Annotated in this window: 20 protein-coding genes; 9 read left to right on the top strand and 11 right to left on the bottom strand. The window is 52.2% G+C overall.

The features are described from left to right. Position 1: 1 nt before the first annotated feature. The 6 genes from potG to WHR59_RS15820 form a co-directional block, all read right to left on the bottom strand. Entirely contained in the window at positions 2–1,135 is a 1,134-nt protein-coding gene (potG, locus tag WHR59_RS15795) for a putrescine ABC transporter ATP-binding subunit PotG (RefSeq protein ID WP_043015733.1), read from the bottom strand. A gap of 138 nt (positions 1,136–1,273) precedes the next feature. After that, on the bottom strand, positions 1,274–2,386 hold the full coding sequence (potF, locus tag WHR59_RS15800; protein ID WP_043015732.1) for a spermidine/putrescine ABC transporter substrate-binding protein PotF: 1,113 nt from the start codon (positions 2,384–2,386) through the stop codon (positions 1,274–1,276). 433 nt (positions 2,387–2,819) lie between these two features. Beyond that, positions 2,820–3,296, bottom strand: coding sequence for a YbjN domain-containing protein (locus WHR59_RS15805; protein WP_047412390.1), 477 nt, complete (start codon positions 3,294–3,296; stop codon positions 2,820–2,822). Positions 3,297–3,386: 90 nt separating this feature from the next. Further along, positions 3,387–4,289: a 30S ribosomal protein S6--L-glutamate ligase gene (gene rimK, locus WHR59_RS15810; RefSeq protein ID WP_043015730.1), complete on the bottom strand. Its 903-nt coding sequence runs from the start codon at positions 4,287–4,289 to the stop codon at positions 3,387–3,389. A gap of 59 nt (positions 4,290–4,348) precedes the next feature. Beyond that, complete coding sequence (gene nfsA / locus WHR59_RS15815) at positions 4,349–5,071, bottom strand: nitroreductase NfsA (RefSeq protein WP_043015729.1); 723 nt, start codon at positions 5,069–5,071, stop codon at positions 4,349–4,351. Beyond that, on the bottom strand, positions 5,055–5,345 hold the full coding sequence (locus tag WHR59_RS15820; protein WP_080625477.1) for a YbjC family protein: 291 nt from the start codon (positions 5,343–5,345) through the stop codon (positions 5,055–5,057). The genes nfsA and WHR59_RS15820 overlap by 17 nt, the downstream gene beginning before the upstream one ends. A 172-nt stretch (positions 5,346–5,517) precedes the next feature. On the opposite strand from WHR59_RS15820, the gene WHR59_RS15825 reads away from it, so the two are divergent. Beyond that, positions 5,518–5,781 carry a GrxA family glutaredoxin gene (locus WHR59_RS15825; protein ID WP_016152408.1) on the top strand — a complete coding sequence of 88 codons (264 nt, stop codon included), beginning with the start codon at positions 5,518–5,520 and terminating at the stop codon, positions 5,779–5,781. A gap of 34 nt (positions 5,782–5,815) precedes the next feature. Here WHR59_RS15825 and WHR59_RS15830 read toward each other — a convergent pair whose 3' ends face one another. Beyond that, positions 5,816–6,196: an inner membrane protein YbjM gene (locus WHR59_RS15830; RefSeq protein ID WP_043015727.1), complete on the bottom strand. Its 381-nt coding sequence runs from the start codon at positions 6,194–6,196 to the stop codon at positions 5,816–5,818. Positions 6,197–6,466: 270 nt separating this feature from the next. Between WHR59_RS15830 and WHR59_RS15835 the strand changes: the two genes are divergently transcribed. Continuing rightward, complete coding sequence (locus WHR59_RS15835) at positions 6,467–8,152, top strand: aspartate:alanine antiporter (protein ID WP_043015726.1); 1,686 nt, start codon at positions 6,467–6,469, stop codon at positions 8,150–8,152. Positions 8,153–8,420: 268 nt separating this feature from the next. Then, positions 8,421–9,218, top strand: coding sequence for an SDR family NAD(P)-dependent oxidoreductase (locus WHR59_RS15840; RefSeq protein ID WP_087051497.1), 798 nt, complete (start codon positions 8,421–8,423; stop codon positions 9,216–9,218). On the opposite strand, the gene WHR59_RS15845 is transcribed toward WHR59_RS15840, so the two are convergent. Then, the gene (locus WHR59_RS15845) at positions 9,205–9,765 is read right to left on the bottom strand and encodes a TetR/AcrR family transcriptional regulator (protein WP_043015724.1); all 561 of its coding nucleotides are present in this window, start codon (positions 9,763–9,765) and stop codon (positions 9,205–9,207) included. The genes WHR59_RS15840 and WHR59_RS15845 overlap by 14 nt on opposite strands. 85 nt (positions 9,766–9,850) lie before the next feature. Between WHR59_RS15845 and WHR59_RS15850 the strand changes: the two genes are divergently transcribed. From WHR59_RS15850 to WHR59_RS15860, 3 genes are all read left to right on the top strand, one after another. Next, on the top strand, positions 9,851–11,059 hold the full coding sequence (locus tag WHR59_RS15850; protein ID WP_047412405.1) for an MFS transporter: 1,209 nt from the start codon (positions 9,851–9,853) through the stop codon (positions 11,057–11,059). Beyond that, a complete protein-coding gene (locus tag WHR59_RS15855) occupies positions 11,059–11,874 on the top strand; it encodes a Cof-type HAD-IIB family hydrolase (protein ID WP_043015722.1) in 816 nt (271 codons plus the stop codon). The genes WHR59_RS15850 and WHR59_RS15855 overlap by 1 nt, the downstream gene beginning before the upstream one ends. A gap of 107 nt (positions 11,875–11,981) precedes the next feature. Next, positions 11,982–12,263, top strand: coding sequence for a hypothetical protein (locus WHR59_RS15860; RefSeq protein WP_043015721.1), 282 nt, complete (start codon positions 11,982–11,984; stop codon positions 12,261–12,263). A gap of 28 nt (positions 12,264–12,291) precedes the next feature. Here the strand turns inward: WHR59_RS15860 and WHR59_RS15865 are convergent, their stop codons facing one another. Further along, on the bottom strand, positions 12,292–13,524 hold the full coding sequence (locus WHR59_RS15865) for an MFS transporter (RefSeq protein ID WP_043015720.1): 1,233 nt from the start codon (positions 13,522–13,524) through the stop codon (positions 12,292–12,294). A gap of 297 nt (positions 13,525–13,821) precedes the next feature. Between WHR59_RS15865 and ybjG the strand changes: the two genes are divergently transcribed. Next, positions 13,822–14,430: an undecaprenyl-diphosphate phosphatase gene (gene ybjG / locus WHR59_RS15870; RefSeq protein ID WP_043015719.1), complete on the top strand. Its 609-nt coding sequence runs from the start codon at positions 13,822–13,824 to the stop codon at positions 14,428–14,430. A gap of 64 nt (positions 14,431–14,494) precedes the next feature. Next, the gene (gene deoR, locus WHR59_RS15875) at positions 14,495–15,253 is read left to right on the top strand and encodes a DNA-binding transcriptional repressor DeoR (RefSeq protein WP_047412413.1); all 759 of its coding nucleotides are present in this window, start codon (positions 14,495–14,497) and stop codon (positions 15,251–15,253) included. Between the two features lie 45 nt (positions 15,254–15,298). On the opposite strand, the gene dacC is transcribed toward deoR, so the two are convergent. After that, complete coding sequence (gene dacC / locus WHR59_RS15880; protein WP_032944358.1) at positions 15,299–16,501, bottom strand: serine-type D-Ala-D-Ala carboxypeptidase; 1,203 nt, start codon at positions 16,499–16,501, stop codon at positions 15,299–15,301. A gap of 328 nt (positions 16,502–16,829) precedes the next feature. Between dacC and WHR59_RS15885 the strand changes: the two genes are divergently transcribed. After that, the gene (locus WHR59_RS15885; protein ID WP_075144939.1) at positions 16,830–17,456 is read left to right on the top strand and encodes a glutathione S-transferase family protein; all 627 of its coding nucleotides are present in this window, start codon (positions 16,830–16,832) and stop codon (positions 17,454–17,456) included. A gap of 5 nt (positions 17,457–17,461) precedes the next feature. Here the strand turns inward: WHR59_RS15885 and WHR59_RS15890 are convergent, their stop codons facing one another. Further along, positions 17,462–18,559, bottom strand: a complete 1,098-nt coding sequence (locus tag WHR59_RS15890) for a PQQ-dependent sugar dehydrogenase (protein WP_181230597.1) — start codon at positions 18,557–18,559, stop codon at positions 17,462–17,464. Between the last annotated feature and the right edge of the window lie 68 nt (positions 18,560–18,627).

Consider the following 18,627-nt stretch of genomic DNA (forward strand, 5'->3'; position numbering starts at 1 on the left):
CTTAAACCGTCAACACCACACAACTGTCCGCATCCCAACATAAACGGACTTCGTCACCCCAGGTTGGTAATCCTTTGCGATAACGATGTTCATTTTGTAGCTGAGCGCTCAGCATTTGGCCACTTTTCAAACGTACGTGGTACACCGACAAATCACCCAGGTAGGCAATGTGCACCACTTCGCCTACCGCGAAGTTATATCCCTCTGGCGGAGGAGCTTCGCAGAGCATAATTTTTTCCGGGCGCAGCGCAACATACACCGGGACGTTATCGACAACAGAAGCATCGGCGTCAACTTTCAGTGGATGCACCAGACCTGGAGACTCAATAACCAGACCATCTTCCTGCCGTTCTTTCAGCAGCCCCTCAAAGACGTTAACCGAACCGATAAACTCTGCGCTGTAACGCGTGGTCGGATGCTCGTAGATCTCTTCCGGTTCGCCGATCTGGACAAATTTGCCACGGTTCATGATCGCAATGCGCCCCGCCATCGTCATGGCTTCTTCCTGATCGTGCGTCACCATCACGCAGGTCACGCCGACGCGTTCAAGAATATCCACCACTTCCAGTTGCATGCGGTCACGGAGCTTTTTATCCAGCGCTCCCATCGGTTCATCCAACAGCAGCAGCTTCGGCCTTTTCGCCAGGCTACGCGCCAACGCCACACGCTGGCGTTGACCGCCAGAAAGCTGATGCGGTTTACGTTTGGCAAACTCCTGCATATGCACCAGGCCCAGCATCTCATTCACCCGGCTGGCGATTTCAGCCTTCGGCAGTTTGTCCTGCTTGAGGCCAAAGGCAATGTTTTGCTCTACCGTCATATGCGGAAACAAGGCATAGGATTGAAACATCATATTAATCGGACGTAGATAAGGCGGAACGTGCGCTAAATCGACGCCATCAAGCATAATTTGCCCGGTTGTCGGCTGTTCAAATCCCGCCAGCATCCGCAGCAGGGTCGATTTGCCACATCCGGACGCGCCGAGCAGAGCAAATATTTCACCTTTGTAGATAGTAAGATTGACGTCATCAACGGCGTGCTGACCGTCAAATGACTTGGTCAGATTGCGAATTTCAAGCAGCGGGGTCAGCGCCTTGCGGATTTTCGCTTGTGGGCGTGGGGTTGCATCATTCACTCAGGTGCTCTCCGGCATAAAACAAAGAAACGGTGCAAATAACGCACCACGGTGGTGCGTATTGCCGGGTTTTGTGTGTCCGGGATCGATACTGCCCGGCAGGCGTAAATCCTGCCGGGTCACGTCCCGTACATCAGGTTATTTTCCGCTTTTTACCTTCGTCCAGGCGCGAGTACGGACACGATCGATCTTCGGATCCTGAACTTTCAGCGTGAACAGCTTGGCGCGAACATCCGCAGGCGGGTAAATGCCCGGGTTGTCACGAACTTCCTGGCTGACCAGTGCTGTCGCTTCTTTGTTGGCATTGGCATAGAACACGTGGTCGGAAATATGCGCAATCACATCAGGGCGCAGCAGGTAGTTAAGGAACTGATAGGCTTCATCTTTGTTTTTCGCATCGGCTGGCATCGCGAACACGTCAAAGAACGCCATTGCACCTTCTTTAGGAATGGAGAATGAGATATTGACGCCATTTTTCGCTTCTTTCGCACGGTTTGCTGCCTGCCATACGTCCCCGGCCCAGCCGATCGCGACGCAGGTATCACCGTTTGCCAGGTCGTTGATGTACTGCGAGGAGTGGAAATAGCGAATATTCGGACGCAGTTTTAGCAGCAGATCCGTTGCCGGCCCGGTGTAATCATCCGCTTTGGTACTGTTTGGGTCTTTACCCAAATAGTTCAGCACCGTGGCGAACACCTCTTCGGGAGCATCAAGGAAAGAGACGCCGCAGCTTTTGAGTTTTTCCAGATTTTCTGGCTTGAGGATCAAATCCCAGCTATCAACCGGCGCATCCGGCCCCAGCACCGCTTTGACTTTATCCACGTTATAGCCAATGCCGGTCGTGGCCCACATGTACGGCATCGCAAACTTGTTGTCCGGATCGTGTTTACCCACCAGCTTTAGCAGTTCAGGATCGAGGTTTTTCCAGCCCGGCAATTTGCTCTTATCCAGCGGCTGAAAGACGCCTGCAGTCAGTTGACGCTCAAGGAAACTGGCGGATGGAACAACAAGGTCAAAGCCGGTACTGCCAGCCATGAGCTTACCTTCCAGCACTTCATTGGAATCAAATACGTCATAGATAACCTTAATTCCGGTCTCTTTTTCAAAATTAGCCACCGTATCCGGGGCAATATAATCAGACCAGTTATAAATATGCAGCGTTTTTTGTTCAGCAGCGAGCGTACCGGCAGAGATAGCCATCAGAGCGCCCGCAACCAGGCCTGATAACCATTTTTTATTTAAGGCGGTCATAATCTCTTTCCTTCTGAAAGTTCGTTAACAAACGAACAAAAATGTCACACTCTAATCATATGCAAGAAACGTGCATATTCTTTCATGCGGCACCAATGAAAAGAGAGGCCTCTCCTCACGCCGCTATTGCTCGCTGGCATCCGCCTATGCATTCAACATACATTGTGGCCGCAGCTCAGGTCACAAGGGGCTGTTTAAATGATGGCGTTGGTAAGCTTCGCAAGAATAACTTTAGCCAGGAATTGTGGATATAGCCCAGATTAAAAAACGTCTTTTATCAATTTTTTATGCAAGAATTGTCTATGACATAAAGCGGAACGCGCTGAATCGAGGTGAATAATTCTTTAATGAAAGGTTAAACGCAGAATAAAAACGGGCAATACGCAACCGCTCTGGCAGCGGCTGCGCAATATATGTCCAGATTCAGGAAGAATTAATGGAGGAAATGAACTTCAGCGCTGCTGTTTTGCGCATCTTCTTCAGCGTTAAATAACAGCTGATGCGCACCGGCTTCGAGGATCACCATCGATATTTGCTCTTCACTCTGGCGAACAAAATATTCAAACTGCTCAAACGTCACGCCTGGCGTAACGGATAAAGACTGGCAAACCACTAGCTTTGGCAGATTATCATCCTGCATATCCAGAAAGGCTTTCACCGTCAGTGAACTGGCATTAATCGCAGACAGGTCGGCGGCCAGTGGCAGCAGTGCAGAAGGTCTGACTTCCGCCATCGCGGAAAACAGAATGACGTTATCGACCAAATCAACTTTTGCATCAAAGATGCCGTCAAAATTCTGCATATGCGGCAAATGCAGCGCCTGACAGGTATCGCATTCAAAAAAACTCATGCCCAGGTCGTCGAGCCATTGACGCAACGTATCCAGAGTGGGAACGACCAGTGATGTCATAATAATGTGCGACCTCTATTGATGAAAAAAATACCGGCACAGCTTACGCAAAAAGATCGTGTCATACCACGATCGAAATCGATATTGTGCTTAGCCGCCGATTTTAAGGCAAAATTCAGGCGTAGCGTGACGCTCGATCCACTGGATCATCTTGCCGGCAATATCTATTCCGGTGGTTTTCTCCACCCCTTCAAGTCCGGGAGACGCGTTGACTTCCATAACCAGCGGCCCACGTTCAGCGCGCAGAATATCAACGCCTGCAACGTCCAGGCCCATTGTCTGAGCGGCTTTGAGCGCAATTTCTCTTTCGCGCGGCGTAATGTTCGCAATCGTGGCAACCCCGCCGCGATGGAGATTAGAACGAAAATCGCCCTCTTTCGCCCGGCGCTCAATGGCCGCCACCACCTCGTCACCTACCACGAAACAGCGAATATCTCGCCCTTTCGCTTCTTTGATATATTCCTGAACCAGAATATGGGCATTCAACCCACGAAAGGCATCCACCACGCTTTCTGCGGCCTGGCGCGTTTCCGCCAGTACCACGCCAATCCCCTGCGTGCCTTCAACCAGCTTCACCACCAGCGGCGCGCCGCCAACCATATCAATCATATCGCTGGTATCGTCCGGAGAGTGGGCGATCCCGGTGATGGGTAAATCGATGCCCTGACGCGCCAGCAACTGCAGCGAACGCAGCTTGTCGCGCGCCCGCGTAATCGCTACTGATTCATTCAGCGGATAGCTACCCAGCATCTCAAACTGGCGCAACGCCGCCGTACCGTAAAAGGTAATCGCTGAACCAATCCTTGGGATCACCGCGTCGAAATGGGGAAGCTGCCGGCCCTTGTAATGAATAGAGGACGCCGCCGGGCTAATGTTCATATAGCAAGAAAGGGGATCGATAATTTCTACCAGGTGACCGCGATGCATCGCCGCTTCACGCAGGCGTTTACAAGAATAGAGCGTTCCGTCCCGGGATAAAATGGCAATTTTCACCCTGCACCTCTCTGAATGACCTGGTAAAAGCTGGCGTATCATACACTGGGTTAAAATCTTTAGCGCGTGGCCCATCCCTGTTTATGCAAATATTCCAGGATAAAGGGGCGACTTTCTTTAATGATGGTACGGCGAATATGGTCGCTCCAGGTGTCACGGCGCGTATTACTGCCTCGGGTCAGGTAGTACTGCGCGAGCTGCTCATCATATTGCGACAAAGCCTCTTTATTGAGCGGCTGATACTGGTTTTCGTGCACCACAAGCGATGCGGGCAGACGCGGCTTGATATCCGGGTTATCGGCAGGCCAGCCGAGACACAGCCCAAACAGCGGCAGAACGTGTTGCGGAAGCTTCAGCAGTTCGGTGACTGGCTCAATGTTGTTACGCAGGCCGCCAATAAACACGCCGCCAAGCCCCAAAGACTCTGCAGCTGTTAGCGCGTTTTGCGCCATCATCGCGGTATCAACCACGCCCAGCAGCAGTTGTTCCGCCAACCCGAGTTGCGCGTCAGGGCAAATCTGCAAATGGCGATTAAAATCAGCGCAAAATACCCAGAATTCAGCGGCCTGCGCCACATGTTTTTGTCCACCGGATAAAGTAGCCAGTGATTCACGCAGGGCTTTATCCGTTATGCGAACAATCGTCGTGCACTGTAAAAAACTGGAACTTGATGTACCCTGAGCGGCGGCAATTATCGCCTCTCGCTGCGCATCCGAAATGGTATCATCGGTGAAATGGCGAATGGAACGATGGCTACGAAGTAGATCAATGGTTGGCGTCATCTCTTTTTTCTCTGTCTGAACGGGAAGAATCGCCGGGGGCTCGTGACATCAGCTGCGGCGCAAGCCGTTGAGCAATACGCCACGTTAATACCACCGCAGCGGGGAGCATCAGCAGCACACCCAGAAATATCATCACCACGCAGGCTAACGGACTGCTAAGCGGCGCGGGTAAAGAGAGGTAATCGTTAAGCGATAGCAACGCCAGCGATAACAAAACCATCCCTATGATTTCCAGCATCAATACGCTTTTGGGTAATGTACCAATTGTGCGCATAAGCGGCCTCCCGGCAAAATGGCTTTCATTATAAAACGTTCCGGCTTGTCGTGTTTAACAGTTATAGCTTGAGGATATCAAAGCAACAGGCTGAACCTGCTTTTCATCCGTCACAAATCGCGGCATCATAAACAGTATTGCCATCCGGCCTGATAAGTTCGAGGAGAGAGAGATGTTTGCCGTTATTTTTGGTCGTCCAGGGTGCCCGTATTGCGTGCGCGCAAAAGAATTAGCAGAAAAATTAAGCAATGAGCATGACGATTTTAACTTCCGCTACATTGATATCCATGCCGAAGGTATTACGAAAGCCGATCTGGAAAAGACGGTAGGTAAGCCAGTCGAAACCGTTCCGCAGATTTTTGTTGATCAAAAACACATCGGCGGCTGCACGGATTTTGAAGCGTGGGCAAAAGAGAACATGAATCTGTTCGCCTGATAGCTGTTTCTACGCCCTCCGCTGGAGGGCGTCATCAGTTCTTTTTCCGTCGTTGATGCTGATTGAACAGGCTACTGATAAACAAAAAACATAATGCGCCAAGCGCGCACCAAAACACCGCACTAAACAACCACGCCAGCTCTTGCCACAATGAACGCGTCGGCATAAAAACGAACCGCATCAGTAACAGACAGCACGGCGCCGCCAACATGGCACCAAGAAGGGGTTTGAGCACCTCCCGACGATGGGAGAAAAAACTTGCTGCAGCACCAGGCAGGATAAAAAACAACAATCCGACCTCAGGATGCCCTGCCGCCCTGAATGCCCCTTTCACGTTCAGCGTTAATGAAAGACACACCACAATAAAGAGCACAAAGCAGCAGACCGCACCCGCCCAACTTTGCTTATGTTTCAATCGTTCCTCCTGACACATTCTCTATCGAACACTCTTTTCGCCCGCAGGCGTCCAGTCAGATAAAGTAACCTGGCATTCCATGCCAAAAACACACTCACACGATTCTTATAGCCGTTGATACGTAATGAGATTAAACTAGCCGCATATATTGTTACGCTGCATTATTCGGGGCTGTGTACGAAGCTGTCGCCCCCTTAATTTCTGGCAAAAACATTAGCGTAAATTGCCATTTCTTTCAATAGCTTACTAGTAAACAAGAAGTTAGTCTCCGTGAATATAAACGTCGCAGATTTGTTAAATGGGAATTACATCCTGTTATTATTTGTGGTCCTGGCACTGGGCCTGTGTCTGGGTAAATTACGCCTGGGTTCAGTCCAACTCGGTAATTCCATTGGCGTTTTAGTGGTGTCCCTATTATTAGGTCAGCAGCACTTTAGTATTAACACTGACGCATTAAATCTCGGCTTTATGCTGTTTATTTTTTGTGTCGGCGTCGAAGCCGGCCCCAACTTTTTTTCGATTTTTTTTCGCGATGGGAAAAATTATCTAATGCTTGCTCTGGTGATGGTCGGTAGCGCAATGCTGATCGCCCTGGGGCTGGGTAAGCTGTTTGGCTGGGACATCGGCCTGACGGCGGGTATGCTGGCTGGCTCGATGACCTCCACGCCGGTGCTGGTCGGCGCAGGTGACACCTTGCGCCATTCGGGAATGTCGGGAACATCGCTTTCAACTGCCCTTGATAACCTGAGCCTCGGCTACGCCCTCACCTATTTGATTGGTCTGGTCAGTCTGATTGTTGGTGCGCGTTACTTGCCAAAACTTCAGCATCAGGACCTGCAAACCAGCGCCCAACAAATCGCACGTGAACGGGGTCTGGACACAGACGCCAACCGCAAAGTGTATCTGCCGGTGATCCGCGCCTATCGCGTTGGTCCGGAGCTGGTGGCATGGGCCGATGGCAAAAATCTGCGCGAACTGGGTATCTATCGCCAGACCGGTTGTTATATTGAACGCATCCGTCGCAACGGCATCCTGGCCAACCCGGATGGCGACGCGGTACTGCAAATGGGCGATGAAATAGCCCTGGTGGGTTATCCGGACGCACATGCCCGCCTCGACCCCAGCTTCCGTAATGGGAAAGAGGTGTTCGATCGCGATCTGCTCGATATGCGCATCGTCACTGAAGAAATTGTGGTGAAAAACCACAATGCCGTTGGCCGTCGCCTGGCCCAGTTGAAATTGACCGACCACGGCTGTTTCCTCAACCGCGTGATCCGTAGCCAGATTGAAATGCCTATCGATGACAACGTCGTGCTTAATAAAGGTGATGTGCTACAGGTCAGTGGGGATGCCCGCCGCGTGAAAACCATTGCCGACCGTATCGGCTTCATTTCCATTCACAGTCAGGTGACCGATCTCCTGGCCTTCTGCGCCTTCTTTATCATCGGTCTGATGATCGGGATGATCACCTTCCAGTTCAGTAATTTCAGCTTCGGCATCGGGAATGCGGCTGGACTGCTGTTCGCCGGGATCATGCTGGGCTTCCTGCGTGCCAACCACCCAACGTTTGGCTATATCCCGCAGGGGGCGTTGAACATGGTCAAAGAGTTTGGCCTGATGGTATTTATGGCAGGCGTCGGTTTAAGCGCGGGCAGCGGCATTGGCAATGGCCTTGGCGTTGTCGGTGGTCAAATGCTGATTGCCGGTCTGGTGGTCAGCCTGGTGCCGGTTGTCATCTGTTTCTTGTTCGGTGCTTACGTATTACGTATGAACCGCGCCCTGCTGTTTGGCGCCATGATGGGCGCGCGTACCTGCGCTCCGGCAATGGAAATCATCAGCGACACGGCTCGCAGTAACATCCCCGCATTAGGCTATGCCGGGACCTACGCGATTGCCAACGTTCTGCTGACATTAGCGGGGACACTCATCGTCATTGTCTGGCCTGGCCTTGGTTAGCGCTGAGATTTACCCTTTAACGAAAATTTTTTGCAGGTAAGCAGAACTTTTCTTCAAGGCGTCAGTCATAACTATTGCCACTGCTTTTCTTTGATGTCCCCAATTTGTGGAGCCCATCAACCCCGCCGTTTTGGTTCAAGGTTGATGGGTTTTTTGTTGCCTGTATTTTGCCTCCCTCCTTCCACCCCGGAAATGTCGCCCTATATTTGCAGCACGCCGGTTATGGCACATACTTTTACTCGGTGCTTAATGGTGACGGGAGTAAGCTATGTTGCTCGCAGGCAAAGTCGCGGTGATCTTCGGTGGCAGCGGGGCTATTGGTAGTGCGGTTGCGCAGGCCATGGCGCGCGAAGGTGCCCATGTGTACCTGGGCGCGCGCAGTCAGGAAAAGCTGGATTGGACGGCCAGTCGCCTTCGAACAGCAGGCGGTACCGTCGATACCTTTATCACCGAAGTACTCGACGAACACGACGCATCAAAACAAATTACTCAACTTGCGCAGCAAACCGGTGGAATAGATGTGGTAGTTAACGCGACCGGCTTTATGCATGAGCAGGGTAAGCGCATTGAGGCATTATCCCTCCCTGAGTTTATGGGCGGTATCACCCCTTTCCTCTCGGCGCAGTTCAATATCGCAAAATCTGTAACGCCGCACATGGGCGGCGATCGAGCGGGTGTCATTCTCACCGTTGTCGCGCCCGCGGCCCCGATGGCGATGCCTGGACATCTGGGTCACATCGTCGGCTGTGCGGGAACAGAGGCATTTATTAAAGCGCTCGCCAGCGAACTGGGGCCGGCAAATGTTCGGGTCGTCGGCGTGCGATCACATGCGATTGTGGACGCGGTAGCGGCCGGCTCGTATACCGGAGAGATTTTCTCCGCAAAAGCGCAATCAATGGGTATAACCGTCGATCAATGGTTAGCGGGCGCGGCGCAAAGCACCATGCTCGGGCGCCTGCCTACGCTTGCTCAAATTGCTGAGGTAATGACCTTTCTGGCTTCAGACCATGCAGCAGCAATCACCGCCACGGTGGTGAATATTACCGGGGGCGCTACCCAGAGCTGACTGTCGCGGACAAGCCCGCTATACGCTCCACCATCAGCAAAATATCTTCTCGCTGCAGCGGTTTTTTGTCCGTGACAAAATGCAGCGTCATCCCTTCAATAAACGCATCCAGCGCCCGCGCCGTCACCGGGTCAAACCACTGCTCCAGCGTTTGTTGGCTGCGTAGCATCCAGTTTTGCATCACCGTTTTTAGCGCCGGTTTACGGCTGGCGAAGGCATATAACTGATACATGAGCTCCATGTTGTCAGGCGTGGTGACCTGAGAGCTGTAAATCATATCGGTAATAGCCTGGCAAGCCTGCGACGCATCCTTAACGTCGGCAAAAAAGGCCTGATACTGCAGCAGCATCCTGTCAGTAAAACGGCCAAACGCCTCCATCAAAAGCTCATCGATACCCGAAAAGTAATAGGTCATAGACCCTAGGGGCACCTGAGCAATTGTCGCAATCTTGCGATGTGTAACCGCATGAATACCATGGGCTATTACCGCATCCAGAGTTGCCTGAACTATTTTTTCCCGCCGCTGCGGATCGTTCGCACGTCGCACTGCATTACCTCTTCTTGCATTTGTGTACAAATGTACACAACCTTGCTAATGTTGTCTTCTTTCCTCTTTTCTTTGGCTCGAATTCATGACTGGCATCTCATCACGCAAAGCCTTAAGACGTCGTACCTGGGCGCTGTTCACGTTCTTCTTTTTACCAGGATTATTAATGGCCTCCTGGGCAACGCGTACCCCTGCCATCAGAGATATTCTCTCCATCTCCACCGCCGAAATGGGCGCGGTGCTATTTGGACTCTCTATCGGTTCGATGAGTGGCATTCTTTGTTCGGCCTGGCTGGTGAAACGATTTGGCACGCGTAAAGTGATCCGCACCACCATGTCTTGCGCAGTTCTCGGAATGGCAATCCTCAGCGGGGCGCTCTGGCTGCATTCCGCCTGGCTTTTCGCGTTTGGCCTGGGCGTATTTGGTGCCAGTTTTGGCGCGGCAGAAGTCGCCATCAACGTCGAAGGTGCGGCAGTTGAGCGCGAAATGAATAAAACCGTGCTGCCGATGATGCACGGTTTTTACAGCCTGGGAACGCTGGCAGGGGCAGGGGTCGGAATGATGCTTACCGCCTTCAGCGTCCCGGCGACCGCGCATATTCTGCTGGCGGCGATGGTTGCAATCACCCCTATCTTCATCGCTATCAAAGCGATTCCTGACGGCACGGGTAAAAATGCCGCTGACGGAACTCACTCCGGCGAAAAAGGGTTGCCTTTTTATCGCGATATCCAGCTATTGCTGATTGGCGTCGTGGTGCTGGCGATGGCATTTGCTGAGGGTTCCGCCAACGACTGGCTTCCGCTGCTAATGGTGGACGGACATGGATTTAGCCCGACATCAGGCTCGCTGATTTATGCCGGCTTTACGTTGGGTATGACCGTTGGACGATTTACCGGCGGCTGGTTCATCGACCGCTATAGCCGCGTCGCGGTGGTGCGTGCCAGTGCGCTGATGGGCGCACTCGGAATTAGCCTGATTATTTTTGTCGACAGCTCCTGGGTGGCAGGTGTTTCCGTTATTCTGTGGGGACTCGGCGCATCACTGGGCTTCCCGTTGACCATTTCGGCTGCCAGCGACACCGGCCCCGATGCGCCAACCCGCGTCAGCGTTGTCGCAACGACCGGCTATCTGGCGTTCCTGGTAGGACCGCCACTGCTGGGCTACCTGGGTGAACACTACGGCCTGCGCAGCGCTATGCTGGTGGTGCTGGCGCTGGTGCTTGTCGCCGCCATCGTCGCAAAAGCGGTGGCGAAACCAGATCTCAAAAATACCACTGTGATGGAGAACAGCTAATGAGTATCAAATTAATTGCGGTCGACATGGACGGCACATTTTTAAGCGACCAAAAAACCTATAACCGTGAGCGCTTTATGGCGCAATATCGTCAGATGAAAGAACAAGGGATCCGCTTCGTGGTCGCCAGCGGCAACCAGTATTACCAGCTCATCTCCTTTTTCCCTGAACTGGCCAGTGAAATCTCTTTTGTTGCCGAAAATGGCGGTTGGGTGGTCAGTGAAGGCGAAGATGTTTTTAACGGCGAGCTGGCGAAAGACGATTTTCATGCCATCGTGCAACATCTGCTGACCCGCACGGACATCGACATTATCGCCTGTGGTAAAAGCAGCGCCTATACGCTGAAGCAGTACAGCGACGAGCATAAAACTGTTTCCGCCATGTATTATCATCGTCTTGAATTTGTAGATAATTTTGACGATCTTAACGACGTTTTCTTCAAGTTCGGGTTGAATATTTCCGACGACCGTATCCCGCAGGTGCAGGCTGATCTGCATGAAGCCATTGGCGACATTATGGTGCCGGTGCATACCGGCTACGGCAGTATCGATTTAATTATTCCCGGCGTGCATAAGGCAAATGGTCTGCGCCTGCTGCAACACCGCTGGAATATTAACGACGATGAGGTTGTTGTGTTTGGCGATGGCGGAAATGATATTGAGATGCTGCGTCAGGCAGGATTTAGTTTTGCAATGGCCAACGCCCATGAGCCGGTTATCCAGGCGGCTAAATATCGCGCGGGGTCGAACAACGAAGAGGCTGTGCTGGATATTATCGACCGCGTGTTAAAGAATGAAGCACCGTTTACGCATTAATGCCTCAGCACAGACGGCAACAAAATAATGGCATGATCTATTCATAATCCGCCTCAAATTAACCCACTGGATTATTACTTCCGGTGAATATTTCAGGCGAGCGGATTATGAAGAAAAGTATACTGATGGCGACATTGTTGCTGGGTTTTGCGGGAACAGCATTTGCGCAAAGCGTTACTGTTGATGTTCCCAGCGGTTACAAGGTGGTGGTTGTACCCTCTTCCGTCAGCGTTCCGCAGGCGGTCAGCGTGACTTCCGCGCCGCAAACGGTGTATGTTGCTCCGGCACCTGCCCCGGCTCCTGTTTATCGCGCACATCCTTATGCGCGACATGTTGCAAGCGTTGGTGAAGGGATGGTTATCGAACATCAGATTGACGATCACCACTAAGTTGTCGCCAGGCCCGGGCAACCGGGCTTTAACCTTCCCGTGAATCCCCTACCCGTTTATCTTTCAGGAAGATAACCATCAGAATCAGCCACAGTACGCCGCTTGCCAGATTGAACAGGCTGAACAAACCGTTCCCTCCCAGCAGATAAGCGTGTTTACTCAGCTCGATACCAACGGTAAAAATCAGCATCTGCAACATCCCCATGGCGGCGGAAACCGTACCTTTACTCATTTCACTGGCGAACAGCGTCAGACGTACCAGTCCCGCATTCGCCACGCCAATGCCAAACGCATAGATGCTCAAACCTGCCGTCATCCATAGATATGCATGGGATGATACCACCGTGGCCGCTGCGGCAATCACCAGCCCGACGGCGATTGGCCAGCCGCCCATGATAATCAGCGAACGTACGGTTTTGCGCGAAGTCAGGCGCGCCAGAACCAGGTTACCGGCAATCAGCGCGCCAAAAATCGGCACCTGCAACAGGCCATATTCGTAGCTGCTGAGATGTTCACCGCTAATGATGATAATCGGCGACTGCGCAATCCACGCCAGTAACGGCAGGCTGACAAACCCCAATGCCAACGCGCCAGCCACGAAGCGCACATTCCTCAGCACCAACTTATAATCTTTGCCCAGCTCTTTAATGGATAACTTTTCGCCAAGTCGGGTTGCCGTTTCCGGCATCGCCCGTTGCAGACCAAAAAAGGAGATGGCGGCAAGAGCGGCAAACAGGATAAACATCCCTTCCCACGGCAGAATATGTACCCAGGCTGCGCCGACCAACGGACCCAGAAGTGGCGCAATCAGCGCTACGTTTGCCATCAACGCGGTTATTTTTATGCACACCGCTTCTTCAAAGGATTCCTGAATTGCGGCGTAACCCACCGCGCCAATAAAGCACAGGCTTATCCCTTGTAAAAAACGCAGGAAGGTAAACTGCTCAATATTCTGCGCAAGCAGGGTCGCAAGGCAGGTCACAATGAACCACAGCACACCGGTTAACATCACCGGGCGACGTCCAATACGATCCGACAGCGGTCCTAACAACCACTGCAAAAACATGCCGCCAGCCAGATAGGCGGTCATCGATGTGGGTACCCAATCTAATCCGGCGTTATATTGCTCCACCACCGCCAACATTCCGGGCTGGATCATATCGTTGCCGATATAAGTAGAGAATTCGTAAAGCACCAGACAGAGAGGGAAAAGTAATGCCTGACGCCCCAAACGGGCGCCTGAAGATAAACGGTTCTGCATGCAATCTCTTAACTATAGAAAAATCGCGCAAAGTGTAATAAATGCGCCGTACTGGTGATAGTGAATTATGTGATTTGAAAGCAAAATGCGCACATTTTTACACTCATTTGCTCACGAAGATTTGGCTTTAAGGTTAATTTAAGTTGAGGCCGCTATCATGCTCAATAAGTCTCATTAACTGTCTTAAAAATAGTCATTTAGCAGACAAATAAGACAAGACCGCTTTTTATTCCGTGAAAGCAATTTTATGCTCTCCCCCCTATGGGCCTTTAAACGATTACACTGAGTCTGGACGTTATGCTGGAAAATCTGAACAACTCACTTTTTTATCTCATCAATGCCACGCCGGACTCTGCGCAATGGATGATATCGCTGGCGATTTTTATTGCCAAAGACCTGATTAGCATCGTGCCATTGTTAGCCGTTGTACTTTGGCTTTGGGGGCCACGCGACCAGGTTATGCTCCAGCGTCAGTTGGTCATCAAAATGGCGATTGCGCTCATCGTCGGGCTGACGATTTCATGGCTGATGGGACATCTGTTCCCCCACGATCGTCCGTTTGTTAACCACATCGGTTACAACTTCCTGCATCATGCAGCGGATGACTCTTTCCCGAGCGATCACGGTACGGTTATCTTTACCTTTGCCCTCGCTTTCCTGTTCTGGCATCGCCTTTGGACGGGCGCTCTGCTGATGGGCGTTGCCGTAGCAATTGCCTGGTCGCGGGTCTACCTTGGCGTACACTGGCCGCTGGATATGCTGGGAGGATTACTCGCCGGACTGATTGGCTGTCTGAGTGCCCAGATGATCTGGCAGCGCTTTGGCGCAACCCTGTATCTCGGCTTGCAAAATTGCTATCGCGCCTGCTTCGCTCTGCCCATCCGTAAAGGCTGGGTGCGTGACTAACCCACGGTAAAAAGAGTAATATTAAGCGCGGCACAGAGCACTTATTCTACTCTCCAGGGGAACTATGGAAACTCGACGCGATGAGCGTATTGGTCAATTACTGCAGGCGCTGAAACGCAGCGATAAATTACACCTCAAAGAAGCCGCGACGCTGCTGGGTGTATCCGAGATGACCATTCGTCGCGACCTGAATAATAACGATGCTCCCGTCGTCCTGCTCGGGGGCTATATTGTTCTGGAACCCCGCAGCGCAAATCACTATTTAATCAGCGATCAAAAATCCCGGCTGGTTGATGAAAAACGCCGCGCCGCCCAACAGGCGGCAAGCCTCGTTCAGGCGCACCAGACCATCTTTTTCGACTGTGGCACCACTACGCCGTGGATCATTGAAGCCATCGACAATGAATTGCCTTTCACCGCAATCTGCTACTCGTTAAATACGTTTCTGGTGTTGCAGGAAAAACCGCAGTGCCGCGTTATTCTGTGTGGTGGCGAATTCCATGCCAGCAACGCGATTTTCAAACCGCTCGATTTCCAGGAAACGCTGAACAATCTGTGTCCGGATATCGCCTTTTATTCCGCGGCAGGCGTTCATATTGAGAAAGGCGCGACCTGTTTTAACCTGGAAGAGCTGCCGGTGAAACACTGGGCGATGTCGATGGCGCAGCATCACGTGCTGGTGGTCGATCACAGCAAATTTGGTAAGGTGCGCCCTGCGAGGATGGGTGAAGTAAAATGCTTTGATACCATCATCAGCGACAGCCGTCCTGACGAGGCATTTGTTGAGTACGCGAAAGCGCAACGTATAAAGCTGATTTATTAAGAGATGCTGCCGGATGGCGATAGCGTCACCCGGCAAACGCGAAGATTAAGAGAACCAGCCACCAAACCACTGGTGGAATTTCATCATCACAAAGTCCCACATGCGGCTAAAGAATCCGCCCTCTTCAACGTCTTCCATCACCATCAGCGGACGCTGCTCGATGGATTTCCCGTTCAACTGGAAGTCGATAGTGCCCACAACCTGACCTTTCTTCAGCGGCGCGGTTAACTGTGGCTCGGTGAGGGTAAAGCTGGCCTTCAGGTTTTTGAGCTGACCACGCGGGATGGTCACCGAACCCGCTTCTCCAGCGCCCAAATTAACTTCGCTCTTATCGCCAAACCAGACGCGCTGGGTCACGAAAGTCGCATCCGGCTTGATCGGCGTAACGGTTTCAAAGAAGCGGAAGCCCCAGGTCAGCAACTTTTCTGACTCATTAAAACGAATGCGGTCGGTTTTCGCTCCCAGCACCACGGAGATCAGGCGCATATCGCCCTGAGTTGCGGAAGCCACCAGGTTGTATCCCGCCCCGGCAGTGGTCCCGGTTTTCATACCGTCTACGTTCAGGTTGGTGCTCCACAACAGACGGTTGCGGTTCGGCTGGCGGATTTTATTAAAGGTAAATTCTTTCTCTTTGTGGATTGCATACTCTTCCGGTACATCGTGGATGAGTGCTTTCCCGAGCAGCGCCATATCACGTGCGGTACTGAACTGTCCTGCGGCATCCAGGCCATGCACCGTCTGGAAAGTGGTGTTGGTCAGCCCCAGTTTTTTTGCGTAGCCGTTCATCAGGCCAATGAAGGATTCCTGACTACCGGCAACGTAATCAGCAAGTGCGATACAGGCATCGTTCCCGGACTGAATAATAACGCCTTTGTTCAGATCGGACACCGCAACCTGATCGCCAGGTTTGAGGAACATGACCGACGAACCGCGCAGGGCCGGGTTACCGGTCGCCCAGGCGTCTTTGCCCACCGTGACCATGTCGTTGAGGTTAATTTTCCCGGCCTTTAGCGCCTGACCGACCACATAGCTGGTCATGATTTTGGTCAGACTGGCAGGATCCAGTTTCTCATCAGCATTACCTTCCGCCAGTACTTTGCCGCTGGCGTAATCCATCAGGATCCACGCGCGCGCGTCCACGCTCGGTGGGGCCGTCGGTTGCTCCGCCGCCTGTACGGTCGGCGCCAAGAGGATTAAGAGTGCAGAACCTGCAGCAAAGCTGCGAAGTGAAGAGAAGTATTGCGTCATAAATGCCACCCGAGTATCCATTCCAAAAAACCACGTCATACCACACCGTGTTTACACAAAACCGGCCAAACGACCTCGGCCAACCCATGCAGAAAAGGTCTGATGGATGACGTGTAAAATAAGTGCGGTGAGTAATAACGCACTAACGAGCTTAAAGAAACCGTAAGTTGGTAAAGTTTTTAAAGTTTATGCAATAACGCCACGCTGCGCTGCTCCTGGCACGATTTTTTTAGACTTTGTTGCGTAAATATTAGGTTTACCCCACCATGTGAGCTCGTCAGATGGCATCTGCAGCCATAAAGCTGCTCAATTAATTTGCGGGGTTACTATGATTACACTGTGGGGTCGCAATAACTCGACCAACGTAAAAAAAGTATTGTGGACACTCGAAGAACTGGAACTGCCGTATAACCAAATTCTGGCGGGCGGACAGCATGGCGGTAACCGCGATGCCGACTATCTGGCACTGAACCCCAACGGACTTGTCCCGCTGCTACGCGATGATGAAACGGGCGTTGTTCTGTGGGAATCCAATACCATTGTCCGCTATCTGGCCGCTCAGTACGGACAAAAGCGTTTGTGGATTGATGCTCCGGCTGCGCGCGCTGTCGGTGAAAAATGGATGGACTGGGCGAACCAGACGCTAAGCCCTGCGCATCGGGTTATCTTATTTGGTCTGGTCAGAACACCTGCCGATCAGCGCGACACGGCGGCCATCGAGGCGGGCGCTCAGGTTTGCGATAACCTGTTTGCCATTCTGGATAACGCGCTGGCGGACCAGTCATGGTTCTCCGGAGCTGAATTTGGTACCGCAGATATCGCCGTTGCGCCGTTCATCTACAACCTGTTCAATGTTGGCCTGAGCTGGACCCCGCGCCCACATCTGGAGCGCTGGTATCAACAACTGACCGAGCGTCCGGCGTTTCAAAAAGTCGTGATGATCCCGGTCAGCTAACCAGGTCAGGGACTCACTTTTAGTAATTCCCCGTCGGACTCGTCGGTTAATACATATAAATAACCGTCTGGTCCGACGCGGACATCACGGATCCGCTGCCCCCGTTCCTGTAACAGACGACCGTCTTCGGTGACCGTATTCCCTTTGACGCTCAGCACAATCAGTTCTTTATCTTTCAACGCGCCGATGAACAACTTCTGCCGCCACTGAGGGAAGGCGTCGCTGTTATAAAAAGCCATTCCGCTGACTGCCGGTGACTTTTCCCAGTAAAAGATGGGTTGCTCAGTGCCAGCAACAATTTGACCTTTTGCTTCCGGAATTTTAAGACCGCTGTAGTTAACACCCCAGGTCGCGATCGGCCAGCCGTAGTTTTTCCCTTTCTCCGGGATATTGATTTCATCGCCCCCGCGTGGACCATGCTCATTGAGCCACAGGGTATCGCTCCAGGGATTCATCGCCATCCCCTGCGGATTGCGGATACCATATGACCAGATCTCTGCCCGCTCCCCTGTCTTGCCCACAAACGGATTATCCGGCGGAATTTTCCCCTCGTCGGTCAGTCGTACCACCTTACCCTGCAGCTTATCCAGATCCTGTGCGCTGGCTCGTTGGTTATTCTCACCGAGGCCAATAAACAGATAGCCGTTACCATCAAATACCATACGTCCGCCAAAATGGTTTCCGGTAGAGAGCTTCGGCTGTTGGCGAAAAACGGTCTGGAATCCTTGCAGATGTTTGAGATCGTCGCTCAGCCGCCCGTAACCTACCGCCGTGCCGGCTTTACCTTCACTATCAGCTTCAGCAAAGCTCAGCCATACCCGGCGAGATTGTGCAAAATCCGGTGCTAACGCCACATCAAGTAGTCCTCCCTGACCATTTGCCCAGACTTTGGGCACGCCGGTCAGTGGGTCGGAAACCCCCTTCTCTGGCTGCCAGAGTCGAAGCTGGCCGCCTTTGAGCGTAATGAGCATACCGCGATTGTCGGGTAAAAAAGCCAGCGACCACGGGTGATCGAGTTTGGTTTGCAGCACTTCCACTTTTACCGCGGCGGCATAAGTGGAAAATAGCGCAAGTGGAATAGCACAGAGAAAGAGTCGACGCATAACACCTCCTGAATAGCTCTGCATAAAGCGTAGCCAGCAAGGGGAATTATCCTGCCATATTTACATAA

Origin of the sequence: Citrobacter europaeus, assembly GCF_037482245.1 — a bacterium.
Classification (GTDB): domain Bacteria; phylum Pseudomonadota; class Gammaproteobacteria; order Enterobacterales; family Enterobacteriaceae; genus Citrobacter; species Citrobacter europaeus.

Coding starts and splice junctions, on each gene's coding strand:
- potF (WP_043015732.1), bottom strand. CDS start 2,386: ATGACCGCCTTAAATAAAAAATGGTTATCAGGCCTGGTTGCGGGCGCT.
- WHR59_RS15805 (WP_047412390.1), bottom strand. CDS start 3,296: ATGACATCACTGGTCGTTCCCACTCTGGATACGTTGCGTCAATGGCTC.
- nfsA (WP_043015729.1), bottom strand. CDS start 5,071: ATGACGCCAACCATTGATCTACTTCGTAGCCATCGTTCCATTCGCCAT.
- WHR59_RS15820 (WP_080625477.1), bottom strand. CDS start 5,345: ATGCGCACAATTGGTACATTACCCAAAAGCGTATTGATGCTGGAAATC.
- WHR59_RS15825 (WP_016152408.1), top strand. CDS start 5,518: ATGTTTGCCGTTATTTTTGGTCGTCCAGGGTGCCCGTATTGCGTGCGC.
- WHR59_RS15840 (WP_087051497.1), top strand. CDS start 8,421: ATGTTGCTCGCAGGCAAAGTCGCGGTGATCTTCGGTGGCAGCGGGGCT.
- WHR59_RS15850 (WP_047412405.1), top strand. CDS start 9,851: ATGACTGGCATCTCATCACGCAAAGCCTTAAGACGTCGTACCTGGGCG.
- WHR59_RS15855 (WP_043015722.1), top strand. CDS start 11,059: ATGAGTATCAAATTAATTGCGGTCGACATGGACGGCACATTTTTAAGC.
- WHR59_RS15860 (WP_043015721.1), top strand. CDS start 11,982: ATGAAGAAAAGTATACTGATGGCGACATTGTTGCTGGGTTTTGCGGGA.
- WHR59_RS15865 (WP_043015720.1), bottom strand. CDS start 13,524: ATGCAGAACCGTTTATCTTCAGGCGCCCGTTTGGGGCGTCAGGCATTA.
- ybjG (WP_043015719.1), top strand. CDS start 13,822: ATGCTGGAAAATCTGAACAACTCACTTTTTTATCTCATCAATGCCACG.
- deoR (WP_047412413.1), top strand. CDS start 14,495: ATGGAAACTCGACGCGATGAGCGTATTGGTCAATTACTGCAGGCGCTG.
- dacC (WP_032944358.1), bottom strand. CDS start 16,501: ATGACGCAATACTTCTCTTCACTTCGCAGCTTTGCTGCAGGTTCTGCA.
- WHR59_RS15885 (WP_075144939.1), top strand. CDS start 16,830: ATGATTACACTGTGGGGTCGCAATAACTCGACCAACGTAAAAAAAGTA.
- WHR59_RS15890 (WP_181230597.1), bottom strand. CDS start 18,559: ATGCGTCGACTCTTTCTCTGTGCTATTCCACTTGCGCTATTTTCCACT.